Below are 13,370 nucleotides of genomic sequence, written 5' to 3' on the forward strand. Positions count from 1 at the left end.
ACCCTCCCCGCCTCCGCGTCCCCCACCGCCTTCTCGAAGTCCTCGACCGGGTAGGTCTCCGTCACCAACTCGTCGAGCAGCAGGCGTCCTTCACGGTAGAGGTCAGCGTAGAGCGGGATGTCCCGCTGGGGGCGGGAGGAGCCGTAGCGGCAGCCGAGGATCGACTTGTCCAGGAACATGGACGCGACGACGAAGGACGCCTCCGCCGTGGCGGACGGGACGCCGAGCAGGACCGCCTGCCCGTGCCGGTCGAGCAGATCGACGGCCTGCCGTACGAGTTCCACGCGCCCGACGCACTCGAAGACGTGGTCCGCGCCCGTCGGCAGCACGTCCCGCACGCCCTCTGCCGAGGTCAGGAAGTGGGTCGCGCCGAACCGCCGCGCCATCGCCTCCTTCGCCGGGTTCGCGTCCACGGCGACGATCCGCGAGGCGCCCGCGATCCGCGCGCCCTGGAGGACGTTCAGCCCGACCCCGCCCGTGCCGATCACCACGACGCTGTCCCCGCGATCGACCCGGGCCCGGTTGAGCACGGCCCCCACCCCGGTCAGTACCCCGCACCCGATGAGCGCGGCCGACGTCATCGGGATGTCCTTCGGGATGCGTACCGCCTGCACGGCCTTCACCACCGTGCGTTCCGCGAAGGCGGAGTTGGCCGCGAACTGGAAAACCGGCCGCCCCGCGCGCGTGAAGGGCCGCCCCGGCCGCCCGATCGACTGGCGGCACATGGTGGGCCGTCCCCGGTCGCACTCCGCGCACGCACCGCAGTTCGCGAGGGTGGAGAGAGCCACATGGTCGCCGGGCGCCACATGGGTGACACCGGGCCCGACGGCCTCCACCATGCCCGCGCCCTCGTGACCGAGGACGACGGGGACGGGGAAGGGGATGGTGCCGTCCACCACGGACAGATCGCTGTGGCACAGCCCCGCCGCCGAGATCGCGACCAGCACCTCCCCGGCTGCCGGTTCCCTCACCTCCAGATCGTCGACGACCTGGATCTGCTTACCGTCGAACAGCACACCGCGCATCGGACGACTCCCCATCAGACGACGTTCCTGGGCTCCCTGGGCAGACCGAGCACGCGCTCGGCGATGATCGTGCGCTGGATCTGGTCGGAGCCGCCGTAGATCGTGTCGGCCCGGGAGAACATGAACAGGTGCTGTGCGGCGTCGAGTTCGTACGGAACCGGCTGCGACCACTCCACCGGGCCGACCCCGGCAGCCGCGCCCCGCACCAGCATCGCCAGTTCCCCCAGCCGCTGATGCCATCCGCCCCACAGCAGCTTGGCCACGCTCGGCGCCCCGGCGTCCCCCGAACCACCCAGTGTGCGCAGGGAGTTCCAGCGCATCACCCGCAACTCGGCCCACTGCCGCACAAGTCGCTCCCGTACGACGGGATCCGCCACCGCGCCACTGTCCACGGCCGCCCGGACCACGCGCTCCAACTCCCCGGCGAATCCGATCTGCTGGGCCAGTGTGGACACCCCCCGCTCGAACCCGAGGAGACTCATCGCGACACCCCAGCCGGCGCCCTCACCTCCGACGACGTGCTCCGCGCGCGCGTGTGCCCCGTCGAAGAAGACCTCGTTGAATTCGCTGGTCCCGGTCATCTGCCGGATCGGCCGGACCTCGATCCGCCCCGGCTGGTCCATCGGGACGAGCAGAAAACTGAGCCCGTGGTGACGCGCCGACCCCGCCTCCGTCCGGGCCAGCACGAAACACCAGTCCGCCTCATGGGCGAGGGACGTCCAGATCTTCTGCCCGGTGATCCGGTACGTACCGTCGCTGTCCCGCTCGGCCCTCGTGCTCAGCCCGGCCAGGTCCGAACCCGCGCCGGGCTCGCTGTAGCCCTGGCACCAGAGTTCGTCGCCCGCGGCGACCGGCGGCAGAAAACGGGCCCGCTGTTCTTCGGTCCCGTGCGCGAGAAGCGTGGGAGCGAGCAGATTCTCCCCAATGTGCCCGGACCGCGCCGGCGCCCCCGACCGCGCGTACTCCTCGGCCCAGACGACCTGTTGGGTCAGCCCAAGACGCCGATTCCCATACCCGTCCTCCCCCCAGGAGACCCCGATCCACCCTGCCTTACCGAGAACCCGCTCCCAGGCCCGCCGATCAAGACCCTCGTCAACATGCGCCCCGAGCCACTCCCGAGCCTCGGCCCGAAACTCCTCGTCAACGGCGCTGAACCCAAAGTCCACAGACCTCTCCAAATCAACCCAGGATGCGATGTCCCACCTCAGGGGCGCGGGGAACTGCGCGACAAGCCACGGACGGCCCGCACCCGCCGAACAACACGCACCCCCGAGCTATCGGGCGTTCGGCCGAGCCCGGTCCCGCGCCGCCTCCTCCATCCGCTCCAACTGCAAAAGCATCGGCATCGGATCAACCCCAACACTCCCCGGCAAGAACTCCGCGATCCGTTCCGGCGTCCACCCACCGCCGGAGGCGTACGCCGCCCGCAACTCCCTCGGCTGCGCCCACACCGCGATCTTCGCCCCCGCGACCGTGTACACCTGCCCGGTGATCCGCTGCTCCTTCGCCCGGTCGGACAGCAGATACACGACCAGGGCCGCCACGTCCTCCGGCTCCCCGATCTCCGCCAGCTCCATGGGAACGTTCGCCGACATCCGCGTACGAGCGACAGGCGCGACGGCGTTGGCGGTCACCCCGTACTTGTGCAGGCCCAGCGCGGCGCTCCGTACGAGCGAGATGATCCCGCCCTTCGCGGCGCTGTAGTTGGCCTGGGACACCGACCCCTGATGGTTGCCGCTGGTGAACCCGATGAGCGTGCCCGCCCGTTGCTGCCGCATCACCGCCGACGCGGCCCTGAACACCGTGAACGTGCCTTTGAGGTGGGTGGCGACGACCGGGTCCCACTCCTCCTCGGACATGTTGAACAGCATCCGCTCGCGCAGGATCCCGGCGACACACACGACACCGTCCAGACGCCCGTACGACTCCACCGCCACGTCCACGACCCGCTGACCGCCCGCCATGGTGGACACGTCATCGGCCACCGCGACCGCTTCGCCGCCCGCCGCCTCGATCTCCTTGACGATGCCCTCGGCGATCTCGCTCGTCGGCGAGGCACCGTCGATGGAGACGCCGTAGTCGTTGACGACGACCCGCGCTCCCTCGGCCGCCGCGGCCAGCGCCACCGCCCGGCCGATCCCCCGGCCCGCGCCCGTCACTGCGACGACCTTCCCTGCCAAGAAGTTCCCCACGCCGGCCCCTTCCCGCGGTTTCTGACGGACCGTTAGATTTTTGACCCGTCGGATATCGAAGGCAAGCCCCGGGAGCGACCGGACTCCAGGAAGGACCGGACCCATGCCACTGCCGGCCGAGTTCCACGCCATCGCCAAACGCGTGAACAACTGGGGGCGTTGGGGGACCGACGACGAGATCGGCACCCTCAACCTCATCACCGACGCCGTCGTACGGGACGCCGCCGCGACCGTCCGTACCGGCCACCGGATCCCCCTCGCCCTGCCGCTCCAGCAGGACGGCGTCCAGACCGGGGCGATCCCGGGCCGGCTGAACCCCGTACACGCCATGATCCAGATCAACCGGGAGCTGTTCGGGCCGCCCGGCGGCGGAACCGTGGCTACCAGCGACGACATCGTGACCCTGGGGCTCCAGAGCGCGACCCACTGGGACGCCCTCGCCCACGCCTCCCACTCCGGGATGCTCTACAACGGGCGCCCGGCGGACACTATCACGGCCCACTCGGGCGCCGAATTCGCCGGCGCGGACAAGGCGCGGCACGTCGTCTCGCGCGGGGTGCTGCTGGACGTGGCCCGCGCACGGGGCGTCGACCGGCTCGACGGGGGGCACGCGGTCACCCCGGAGGACCTGGACGCCGCGGAGGAACTGGCGGGCACGCGCGTGCGTGCCGGTGACATCGTGCTCGTACGGACCGGGCAGATCCAGGCGTATCTGGCCGGCGACAGGCACGGGTACACGTATCCGTCGCCCGGACTTTCGATCCGTACGCCGGAGTGGTTCCACGCGCGGGATGTCGCGGCGGTCGCGAACGACACGATCACCTTCGAGATCTTCCCGCCGGAGTCGGACGATCTATGGATGCCCGTACACGCGCTCGACCTGGTGGAGATGGGTATGCCGCAGGGCCAGAACTGGAATCTCGAAGAGTTGTCCACAGCCTGTGGACAAGAAGGCCGGTACGAGTTCCTGCTGTCGGCGACCCCGGAACCCTTCACGGGCGCCACGGGCAGTCCCGTAGCGCCCGTGGCGATCCTCTGACCTCCGGCCGGAACCTCACAGAAGCCCCGACCGAGCCCTCGCCCAACCCGACCGAGCCCTCGCCCAACCCTGCCGAGCCCTCGCCCAACCCTGCCGAGCCCTCACCGAACCCTGTCGAACCCTGTCGAGCCCTGTCGGACTCCTTGCCTCCAGCCGGCCGGCGGCGCGCCATTGCCCACCCCAAGTACGGCATCGCGCGCCGCCATCCGCCTCGGCGTCCCCGCCCCACCCCCCTGACCCTGAAGGAGCCCGACGCCGAACACACGAACCGCACTCACCGAGGGCTCCCGTCACCGAACCCTCGCCGTCCCCTCCGGCGGATCGCGCTGAACACAAGCGTGTTCACGCGATCACGTCACGTCAACACCCGTTCGGAGATTTATCGCTTTCGCCCTTTTTGCGACAACCGCGCACAGGGGCACACCCCGGCGCACCGCACCGCACCCGGCCCGAGAACCCGGACGATTCTGCATCCGTGCCCCGCCGAGCGCCGCACCCGACGCCAAAGCGGCCGTCCCGCCGAAGACCGTCCGGTCAGAAGGCTCCGTACGCCGCCATGCCCCCGTACGCCGAAGACGTACCCGCGGTGGCGACCCTGCCGCCCCCCGCGCTCGTGACACCCGACGCCGCGGCCGAACTCCCGCCTCCCCGCAGCACCGGAGTAGGAGCCGGAGGCGAAGCCGACACCTGTGCCGGAGCCGGGCAGCGGTCCAGTTCGCACCAGATGCGCTTGCCGATGCCCTCGGCGTTCCAGCCCCACCGGTCGGCGAGCCCGTCGACCAGCTCCAGCCCGCGCCCGTTGGTCTCGTCGCCGTCGGCGTGCCGGGGCACGGGGGGACAGTCGCTCAGGTCGACGACCTCCAGCCGCACGACCCCGTCGGCACCCACGCCCGTACAGGCACTGGCACTGGCACTGGTGCCGGCACCAGCACCGGACCGCGCTCCGCGTCCGCCCTGGAACGACAGTCTCAGCACCGCCGGGCACCCGGTGTGCACCACCGCGTTGGTGACCAGTTCCGAGACAAGGAGGATCAGCGTCTCGGCCAGCGGCTCGTCGTCCGCGACCCCGGACCCGGCCAGCCTCGACCGCGCCCATCTCCGGGCCCGCCCCACCTCCGCGGGGTCGGGCCGGATCTCTAGCTGCACCTGAAGCACCTGCACCGCTCACACCATCCGAACCGGCGGACACATCGCCTCGCGCCGCACGAGGGCCACGATCGTAGCCATTTTCTGCATGCCCAGAACAACGGTTGGGCCAACGGCCAGATCGGGGATCACAGAACGTGATTCCCTTACGGGAAAGCATGGTTGACGTACAGTCACGCCAACAAGCGCTTCGGGCATATTCCAACGCGAAGGAGTACGCCTGCCGCATACTGTGCGACGCTCACCGCGCCGAGTCGAACACGCGGGTACGGAACTCCGACCCGCCCAAGGAGCGGCGCACACCGCCGAATCCGGCGCCGCCTCAGGGGCGGCACCGGGATGGCTCGACCTCGGAACCACTCGCATGGCACAGAAGGTACCGGAGCGGACACACGACTCCGGGCCGTGACGAGTCGCCCGAAGGACACAACCCGGTATCGACGCTCAGTAATCTGAAATAGTCCACGTCACATTTCGATCGCGCCACGATCGGCGACATCAATCCAGCCACTCCCGCTCCAGGCCCCGGTCACCGCGCTTCGACCAGTAACGCGGCGGCGAGCATCTCCTCACACTCCGTCACCGCGCCGGGGCGCCGGGCCCGTACCCACGCCCGCTTCAGATACAGATGGACGTCCGCCTCCCAGGTGAAGCCCATCCCGCCGTGCACCTGGAGGCAGTCGCGGGCGCCGCGTACGGCCGCCTCGTCGGCGAGCAGCCGGGCCGCCGCGATGTCCGCCGCATCGACGGTGACGGCGGCCGCGTACACCGCCGCCCGCGCCACCTCGACCCGCACCAGGATCCCCGCACAGAGATGCTGCACCGCCTGGAAGGCCCCGACCGGCCGCCCGAACTGCTCACGGGTCCGTGCGTGTTGCGCGGCCAGCTCGCACACCCGGGCGGCGGTGCCGAGCTGCTCGGCGGCGGTGAGGAGAGAGGTCAGGAGTACGTCCGTACGGTCGCCGGAGTCCGGATCGGCTGCGACCTGGTGGAGGCGCGCGGGCGCCTCGGCCACCCGATGGAGAGGCGTGAGCGGATCGACCGACCGCACCGCCACCGTGCCTGCGGTACCCCCGGCATATCCGCGTACGACGTCTGCCGCCTCCAGCCACTCCACCACCCCGCCGCCGTCGGCGGCGGTCACGACCGTCTCCCCCGTCGCCGCCCCGGGGATCTCTCCCGCCGCGAGATGCGTGGCGATCAGCGGGCCCGGCAGCAGTACGCGCCCCGCTTCCTCGAACACCAACACCGCCTCGGGCAGGCCCAGTCCGACCCCGCCCTCGTCCTCCGGCAGCCGCAGCGAGAAGAACCCGGCGGACCCCAGCTCCCGCCACAGCCCTCGGTCCAGCTCGGGTACCGCGCGTACCCCATCGGCCTCCATGGCCGCCCGCAGCCGCTCGCGCCCGAAGCGCGCCGCCAGCAGCTCCCGTACGCCTGCCCGCAACGCCCGCTGTTCCTCGGTCAGTTGGAAGCGCATGGGCGAACGTCACCGTCCCTTCGGCAGGCCGAGAACGCGCTCGGCCACGATGCTGTGCTGGATCTGGGAGGTGCCGGCGGCGATGGTGTACGACAGGGACGACAACCGGTCGAGCACCCAGGGCTGTTGGAGATCCAGCGCGGCCCCGCCGTCCCCCAGCACCTCGGCCGCCGCCTCGTACAACTCCTGGCGGGCGTGCGAGTACCGCAGCTTGAAGACCGACCCGCCGACCCCGGGCACCCCGTCGCCCCTCCCGCTCGCCTCGCTCACGTTCCACTGGGTCAGCCGCCACAGCGCGCGGAACTCGGCGTTGAGCCGCCCGAGCCGCCGACGCAGTACGGGGTCGTCCCAGCGCCCGTTCTCCCGTGCCGCCAGGGCGAGTTCGCCCAGCACGCGACGGCAGGCGACCACCTCCCCGACGAAGGCCGTACCGCGTTCGAAGGACAGCGTCACCATGGTCACGCGCCAGCCGTCGTTCTCCGCGCCGACCCGGTTGGCGACGGGCACCCGGACCTCGTCGAGGAAGACCTCGGCGAACTCGTTCGACCCGGCGAGCGTGCGCAGCGGCCGTACGGTGACGCCCGGCGCGTCCATGGGCATGGCCAGCCAGGTGATGCCGCGGTGCTTGGGCGCGTCCGGGTCCGTTCGCACCAACAGCTCGCACCAGTCGGCGACTTCGGCGTGCGAGGTCCAGATCTTCGACCCGCTCACCACGTACTCGTCGCCGTCCCGACGGGCGCGGGTGCGCAGGGCCGCGAGGTCGGATCCGGCGTCCGGCTCGCTGAACCCCTGACACCAGACCTCCTCGCCGCGCAGCACGGGCGGCAGCCAGCGCGCCTGCTGTTCCTCGGTCCCCTCGGCGGCGACGGTCGGCCCGGCGTGCAGCAACCCCACGAAGTTCGCGCCCACATAGGGCGCGCCGGCCTTCTCCGTCTCCTCCAGGAAGATCATCCGTACGGCGGGATCGGCGCCCCAGTGGACCTCGCCGTACCCGGCGTCGTACAGCGTCCGCTGCCAGCCGAGGTCGTACGCGCGCCGTCCGGGCCAGTCGTCGGGCGAGGGCGCGGCCGGCAGCGATGGCAGGGTCTTCGCCAGCCACTCCCGCAACCCCGCCCGGAATTCCGCCTCTTGAGGCGTGTCCGTGAGGTCCACTACTTGTCCAGGTCGAGGCCGAGCATGCGGATGGCGTTGCCGCGCATCAGCTTGTGGACGGTCTCGTCGTCGAGGCCCTTCACATGGTCGAGGGCGACCTCCTTGGTGTGCGGGAAGGTCGAGTCGACGTGCGGGTAGTCGGTCTCGAAGGTGGCGTTGTCGCGGCCGACGACGTCGATCGAGGCGACGCCGTGCTTGTCGCGGAAGAAGCAGCAGAAGATCTGCCGGTAGTAGTACGTCGAGGGCGGCTCCGGGATGAGGTCCCGCACGCCGCCCCACGCGCGGTGCTCCTCCCAGACGTCGTCGGCGCGCTCCAGGGCGTACGGGATCCAGCCCATCTGGCCTTCGCTGTAGGCGAGTTTGAGCGTCGGGAACTTCACCAGCACGCCGCTGAACAGGAAGTCCATCATCGACGCCATCGCGTTGTTGAAGCTCAGCGAGGCCTGGACGGCGGGCGGCGCGTCCGGGGAGGCGGCGGGCATCTGGCTGCTGCTGCCGATGTGCATGTTGACGACCGTGCCGGTCTCGGCGCACACCGCGAAGAAGGGGTCCCAGTAGCCGGAGTGGATCGACGGCAGCCCGAGGTGGGTCGGGATCTCGGAGAAGGTCACCGCCCGGACTCCGCGCGCGGCGTTGCGCCGGATCTCCGCGACCGCCAACTCGATGTCCCACAAAGGGATCAGGCACAGCGGGATCAGCCGGCCGCCGCTGTCGCCGCACCACTCCTCCACCATCCAGTCGTTGTAGGCGCGTACGCAGGCGAGGGCGACCTCCTTGTCGTGCGCCTCGGCGAAGGTCTGCCCGCAGAAGCGCGGGAAGGTGGGGAAGCAGAGGGAGCCCTCGACATGGTTGAGGTCCATGTCCGCGAGCCTGGCCTTCGGGTCCCAGCAGCCGCGCCGCATCTGCTCGCGTGTGATGCCGTCGAGGGTCATCTCGTCCCGGGAGAACCCGACGGCCGCGATGATCCGCTTGTACGGGAACTGCAGGTCCTCGTACTGCCACCAGTCGGTGACCGGGCCGTCGGGGTCGGTGGTGATCCGGTATTTGCCGCCCACGTAGGCGAGTTCGCCGATCCCGGCGGTGAAGGGCTTCGGGCCCCGGTCACGGTACTTGGCCGGCAGCCAGGTCTCGAAGAGGTGCGCGGGCTCGATCACGTGATCGTCGACGCTGATGATGCGGGGCAGTTCGGTCATGGAGTCCCCTCCGCCGGGCTGATGCCTGATGCCTGATGCCTGATGCTGATCATCTGACGGACCGTCAGTTCCTCGCTCCCAGAAGGTTAGTCCCGCGCCTATGGACCGACAAGGCGCCAAGCCCTACGCTCCCCGCACAATCTGATGAACCGTCAGAGACTGTTGAAGACCTCAGCCGCGCCAGTCCCAGGGGGCCCTGTGAACGTCGTCGACATCGCACACGCCCTGGGTTCGGCCCGTACCCTCTGGGAACTGGTGGCCCGGCGCGCCGAACTCACCCCCGACCGGCCCGTCCTGCTCCAGGACGACCGCTCGCTCACCTTCGGTGAACTCCGTACCCGTGCCGAGCGGGTGGCGGCGGGCCTGTACGGCATGGGCGTACGCCCCGGCACGGTCGTCGCCTGGCAGTTGCCCACCCGTGTCGAGACCGCCCTCCTCTCCTTCGCGCTGGCCCGCCTGGGCGCGGTGCAGTCGCCGGTCATCCCCTTCTACCGGGACCGCGAAGTCGGCTTCGCGCTACGGGAGTCGAAGGCGGAGTTCTTCGCGGTGCCGGGCGTGTGGCGCGGCTTCGACCACCTGGAGATGGCGCGGCGGCTCGGCGCGAAGGGCGTCTTCCGGGCGTACGACAGCGCCGAACTCCCGGACGGGGAGCCGTCCTTGCTGCCGCCCCCGCCCGCCGACGGCACCTCCGTCCGCTGGATCTACTGGACCTCGGGCACGACCTCCGACCCCAAGGGCGTGCTCCACACGGACCGTTCGCTCATCGCGGGCGGCTCATGTCTCGCCCACGCGCTGCGGCTCACCGAGTCCGACGTGGGCTCGATGGCCTTTCCGTACGCCCATATCGCCGGCCCCGACTACACGGTGATGCTGCTGCTGTACGGCTTCCCGGCGGTGATGTTCGAGCAGTTCGCGCTGCCGGACGCGTTGGAGGGGTACCGCAAGCACGGGGTGACGGTGGCCGGCGGGTCCACCGCCTTCTACTCCATGTTCCTCGCCGAGCAGCGCAAACAGCCGGGCGTTCCGGTGATCCCCACCCTGCGGCTCCTCGCGGGCGGCGGGGCACCGAAGCCGCCGGAGGTCTACCACTCCGTCGTACGCGAGATGGGCGTGCAGCTCACCCACGGGTACGGGATGACCGAGGTGCCGATGATCACCATGGGGGCGCCGGACGACACGGTCGACAACCTGGCGACGACGGAGGGGCGCCCGCCGGAGGGCATGGAGATACGGGTCGTGGACGGCGAGGTGCGGCTGCGGGGCGAGGCCGTGTGCCAGGGGTATCTGGACCCCGCGCAGACCGCCGAGGCCTTCGACGCGGACGGCTTCCTGCGCACCGGCGACCTCGGATTCCTCACCGGGAGCGGGCACTTGGTGCTCACCGGGCGGCTCAAGGACGTCATCATCCGCAAGGGCGAGAACATCTCGGCGAAGGAGATCGAGGACCTGCTGCACACGCATCCGGAGGTGGGCGACGTGGCGGTGATCGGGCTGCCGGACCCGGAGCGCGGGGAGTTGGTCTGCGCGGTGGTGGAGCGGGCCGAAGGGGATGGGGCCGGGGTGGGCGGCGGGTTGACGCTCGCCGCGCTGACCTCGTACCTGCGCGCGGAAGGGCTGTCCACGCACAAGCTGCCGGAGCGGCTGGAGCTGGTGGACGCCCTTCCGCGCAACGACACCCTGCGGAAGGTGCTCAAGTACAAACTGCGCGAGCGCTACACGGAGCCGGCTCCGGCTTCCGCTCCGGACTCCGCGTCCGCCTCGGTGCCGTCGTCCGAGTCGGAGACGTCGAAGTAGCGGGCGAACGCGTCGACGATCTCCGTCTCGCCCACCCGGCCGTCGGCGTCGGTGTCGAGCGTCGCGGCGGCCACCGCGGCGATGTCACCGGGCACGCCGAGCGCCCTGAGGACACGCTCGGTGTCCGCGAGGGTCGCCGCGCCGTCATCGTCCAGGTCCGCCACGGCCAGGGCCGCGTGCAGGAACGGGCGGGCGATCTCGGCGAACCGGCCGGGGCTGTCGTGCAGGCGCTTCACGGCGCCGTTCACGAACTCGTCGCGGGTGATCCGCTGGTCGCCGTCGCGGTCCGCTATCCCCGCCATGCCCTGCCAGAAGGCCTCGGCGCCGTTGTAGAGGGCCTGGCCCTTGTCCGACCGGGCGGGGGTGCCGAACTCGGCGAGCAGCGCCTTGGCCGCCACGCTGAAGTCGGCCCGGTCGATGTAGCCGTTGCCGTCCTGGTCGAAGGTGGTGAACCGGGCGGCGATCTTCCGTCCGTACTCGGAGCTGACCATGTCTGTCGGGCCTGCCTTACGTCTGCGTGCCGCGCCTGCGTCATACGTTCTACGTTGCGCATCGGCTCTGTGTCTCACCTCTACGCGTACGGATTGCGCACATCCGCGCGCGGGTCGTCGCGTAGAGGTCCTCTCGCACGGAGCGTACGACGCGTAGGCGCCCGTCGGCGCCGGAAAACGATCCCTGTGCCAAGACTGGGTGAATTCCGGGACAACGGCGTCACGCGCGCGTGACGACGGTCAGAGGCCCGTCATGCGCGCGTGAAGGCCTGCTGGAGCGGGGCCGCCGTCTCGTCGGCGGCCGTGCCTAGGTCCGCGTAGACGTCGAAGAGGCGGCGGACCCCCAGGGCGCCGAGGACCCGGTTGACGTGGTGGGCGTGGGCACCTTCCGCCGCGCCCTGCGCGGGCAGGATCAGGCGCAGGTGGCCCTTGCAGGAACGCATCAGGCGACGGGTGGCGATGAGGACGCCGACGCCGCTGGAGTCGCAGAAGTCGACCTCCGAGAGGTCGAGGACAAGACGGTGCCCGCCCTCGGCGACGACGTCGTGCACGCGCTGTCGCAACTCCGGCGAGGTGACCAGGTCCAGCTCTCCGGACACCCGCAGCACGGTCCAGCCGGCTCGCTCGCCGTCGGTCACCTTGAACGCCACCATGAGGCCCCTCGTCCGACTCGTACGACTCGTCCGGCAGAAACGGAAGCTTTTCCTACGCTTCCTGTCGACGCGGCTGCCCAGCAGCGACGTCACCAAACACAGCACATCGACTCGGCCCGGATCGCAAGAGACTTGCAAGCGGTTTGCAGGGGACTTGTTTCGGTCATACGCGATCTCATTCGATCAAAAGACGAATAAATTGCGTCGCGACCGGTCGACCCCCGCCGGTTCTCTACCATCCGAGGCCCCCTTGAGGGCGCACAATGCCGCAAAAGCGGAGTGGGCTGTCGGAGGGTCCGACTACATTCGAGGAGAGGTCGGGCAACCGCCGGACCTGGACGGGAAAACGGCACGGGCACGACCGACACGACCGACACCACCAGCACAACTGACACGACCGGCACAACCGAGGCGACCGAGACGTACGGGGGTGAGGGGCAGCATGCCGAAGAGGGACGCACCGCCCCGCTGGGACCGCAAGATGCAGCAGCGGCTCGCACGCGGGGAGGCAGCCGCACTGGGCGAGCTGTACGACCGCTTCGCCTCCCTCGTGCACGGCCTGGCCCACCGAGTCCTCGCCGACGAGAAGGCCGCCGACCGCATCACCCGCGAGGTCTTCGCCCACGTCTGGCAGCACCCCGAGGCCTACGACCCCAAGCAGGGCCCCCTGCGTTCCTGGGTGGCCACCCTGACCCACCGCCTCGCGGTACAGCGCCTGCGCCAGACGGAGACGGCCGCACTGGCCAACGGCGACCCGGCGAACCCGGAGCACCCGGAGCACCCGGACGCCCCCGACGACACGTACGCCGACACCAAGGGTTCCTCCACAAACTCCTCCAGGAGCTCGATGGAGGAACTGGAGCGCAGGGTCCGCCGCGCCTCCGTCGCCGCCCGCGCCGACTACATCGTGACCTCGATGCCGGCCCCGCTGCGCGCCGCCCTGGAGCTGGCGTACTTCCAGCGCCGCGACTACCGCCAGACCGCCGCCGACCTGGGCGTCACGGAGGCCGAGGCCCGCCGCCGCCTGCGCCTGGGCCTCCAGCTCCTGTCCACGGCCCACGACACCGGCACACCAGGGGCGCCCCCCGAATACGGGGGTGCGGTGTGAGCGGCGCGAGTCACGAGGACGCGGACCGGGAGAGGGACGAGGAGTACGACCCCGAGGTCCCCGGCAAGGGCGAAGGCACCGGCGCGGGCGGCGGCGACGG

General features: G+C 70.6%; 12 protein-coding genes. 3 read left to right on the forward strand and 9 right to left on the reverse strand.

The window, feature by feature from the left end; translation table 11 throughout:
• The 3 genes from AOK08_RS00770 to AOK08_RS00780 form a co-directional block, all read right to left on the reverse strand.
• On the reverse strand, positions 1 to 1,025 hold a 1,025-nt coding region (locus AOK08_RS00770), incomplete at its 3' end, for a Zn-dependent alcohol dehydrogenase (protein WP_055522588.1).
• Between the two features lie 14 nt (positions 1,026 to 1,039).
• Positions 1,040 to 2,191 carry an acyl-CoA dehydrogenase family protein gene (locus tag AOK08_RS00775; RefSeq protein WP_055522590.1) on the reverse strand — a complete coding sequence of 384 codons (1,152 nt, stop codon included), beginning with the start codon at positions 2,189 to 2,191 and terminating at the stop codon, positions 1,040 to 1,042.
• A 108-nt stretch (positions 2,192 to 2,299) separates the two neighbouring features.
• A complete protein-coding gene (locus tag AOK08_RS00780; RefSeq protein ID WP_055522591.1) occupies positions 2,300 to 3,217 on the reverse strand; it encodes an SDR family oxidoreductase in 918 nt (305 codons plus the stop codon).
• A gap of 103 nt (positions 3,218 to 3,320) precedes the next feature.
• On the opposite strand from AOK08_RS00780, the gene AOK08_RS00785 reads away from it, so the two are divergent.
• Complete coding sequence (locus AOK08_RS00785) at positions 3,321 to 4,256, forward strand: cyclase family protein (protein WP_055522592.1); 936 nt, start codon at positions 3,321 to 3,323, stop codon at positions 4,254 to 4,256.
• Between the two features lie 534 nt (positions 4,257 to 4,790).
• Here AOK08_RS00785 and AOK08_RS00790 read toward each other — a convergent pair.
• The 4 genes from AOK08_RS00790 to AOK08_RS00805 form a co-directional block, all read right to left on the reverse strand.
• The gene (locus AOK08_RS00790) at positions 4,791 to 5,417 is read right to left on the reverse strand and encodes an ATP-binding protein (protein ID WP_055522593.1); all 627 of its coding nucleotides are present in this window, start codon (positions 5,415 to 5,417) and stop codon (positions 4,791 to 4,793) included.
• Between the two features lie 514 nt (positions 5,418 to 5,931).
• Positions 5,932 to 6,879, reverse strand: a complete 948-nt coding sequence (locus tag AOK08_RS00795) for an acyl-CoA dehydrogenase family protein (protein ID WP_055522594.1) — start codon at positions 6,877 to 6,879, stop codon at positions 5,932 to 5,934.
• Positions 6,880 to 6,888: 9 nt separating this feature from the next.
• Entirely contained in the window at positions 6,889 to 8,031 is a 1,143-nt protein-coding gene (locus AOK08_RS00800; protein WP_055522596.1) for an acyl-CoA dehydrogenase family protein, read from the reverse strand.
• A complete protein-coding gene (locus AOK08_RS00805) occupies positions 8,031 to 9,224 on the reverse strand; it encodes an amidohydrolase family protein (RefSeq protein WP_055522598.1) in 1,194 nt (397 codons plus the stop codon). The genes AOK08_RS00800 and AOK08_RS00805 overlap by 1 nt, the downstream gene beginning before the upstream one ends.
• A gap of 198 nt (positions 9,225 to 9,422) precedes the next feature.
• Between AOK08_RS00805 and AOK08_RS00810 the strand changes: the two genes are divergently transcribed.
• Positions 9,423 to 11,018 carry a class I adenylate-forming enzyme family protein gene (locus AOK08_RS00810; protein ID WP_241826748.1) on the forward strand — a complete coding sequence of 532 codons (1,596 nt, stop codon included), beginning with the start codon at positions 9,423 to 9,425 and terminating at the stop codon, positions 11,016 to 11,018.
• Here the strand turns inward: AOK08_RS00810 and AOK08_RS00815 are convergent.
• Together AOK08_RS00815 and AOK08_RS00820 are read right to left on the reverse strand one after the other, a co-directional pair.
• Positions 10,937 to 11,509 (reverse strand): EF-hand domain-containing protein, encoded by a 573-nt coding sequence (locus AOK08_RS00815; RefSeq protein ID WP_055522600.1) that lies wholly within the window; start codon positions 11,507 to 11,509, stop codon positions 10,937 to 10,939. The two genes, AOK08_RS00810 and AOK08_RS00815, sit on opposite strands and share 82 nt — an antisense overlap.
• A 251-nt stretch (positions 11,510 to 11,760) precedes the next feature.
• A complete protein-coding gene (locus AOK08_RS00820; protein WP_055522603.1) occupies positions 11,761 to 12,162 on the reverse strand; it encodes an STAS domain-containing protein in 402 nt (133 codons plus the stop codon).
• Between the two features lie 442 nt (positions 12,163 to 12,604).
• On the opposite strand from AOK08_RS00820, the gene AOK08_RS00825 reads away from it, so the two are divergent.
• Entirely contained in the window at positions 12,605 to 13,270 is a 666-nt protein-coding gene (locus AOK08_RS00825) for a sigma-70 family RNA polymerase sigma factor (protein ID WP_055522605.1), read from the forward strand.
• Positions 13,271 to 13,370: the final 100 nt, after the last annotated feature.

The organism is Streptomyces graminilatus, from assembly GCF_001418565.1.
Lineage (GTDB): Bacteria > Actinomycetota > Actinomycetes > Streptomycetales > Streptomycetaceae > Streptomyces > Streptomyces graminilatus.

Excerpts from the sequence above, each read along its gene's own strand:
- AOK08_RS00785 (WP_055522592.1), top strand. The coding sequence starts at position 3,321 with ATGCCACTGCCGGCCGAGTTCCACGCCATCGCCAAACGCGTGAACAAC.
- AOK08_RS00795 (WP_055522594.1), bottom strand. The coding sequence starts at position 6,879 with ATGCGCTTCCAACTGACCGAGGAACAGCGGGCGTTGCGGGCAGGCGTA.
- AOK08_RS00805 (WP_055522598.1), bottom strand. The coding sequence starts at position 9,224 with ATGACCGAACTGCCCCGCATCATCAGCGTCGACGATCACGTGATCGAG.
- AOK08_RS00815 (WP_055522600.1), bottom strand. The coding sequence starts at position 11,509 with ATGGTCAGCTCCGAGTACGGACGGAAGATCGCCGCCCGGTTCACCACC.
- AOK08_RS00820 (WP_055522603.1), bottom strand. The coding sequence starts at position 12,162 with ATGGTGGCGTTCAAGGTGACCGACGGCGAGCGAGCCGGCTGGACCGTG.
- AOK08_RS00825 (WP_055522605.1), top strand. The coding sequence starts at position 12,605 with ATGCCGAAGAGGGACGCACCGCCCCGCTGGGACCGCAAGATGCAGCAG.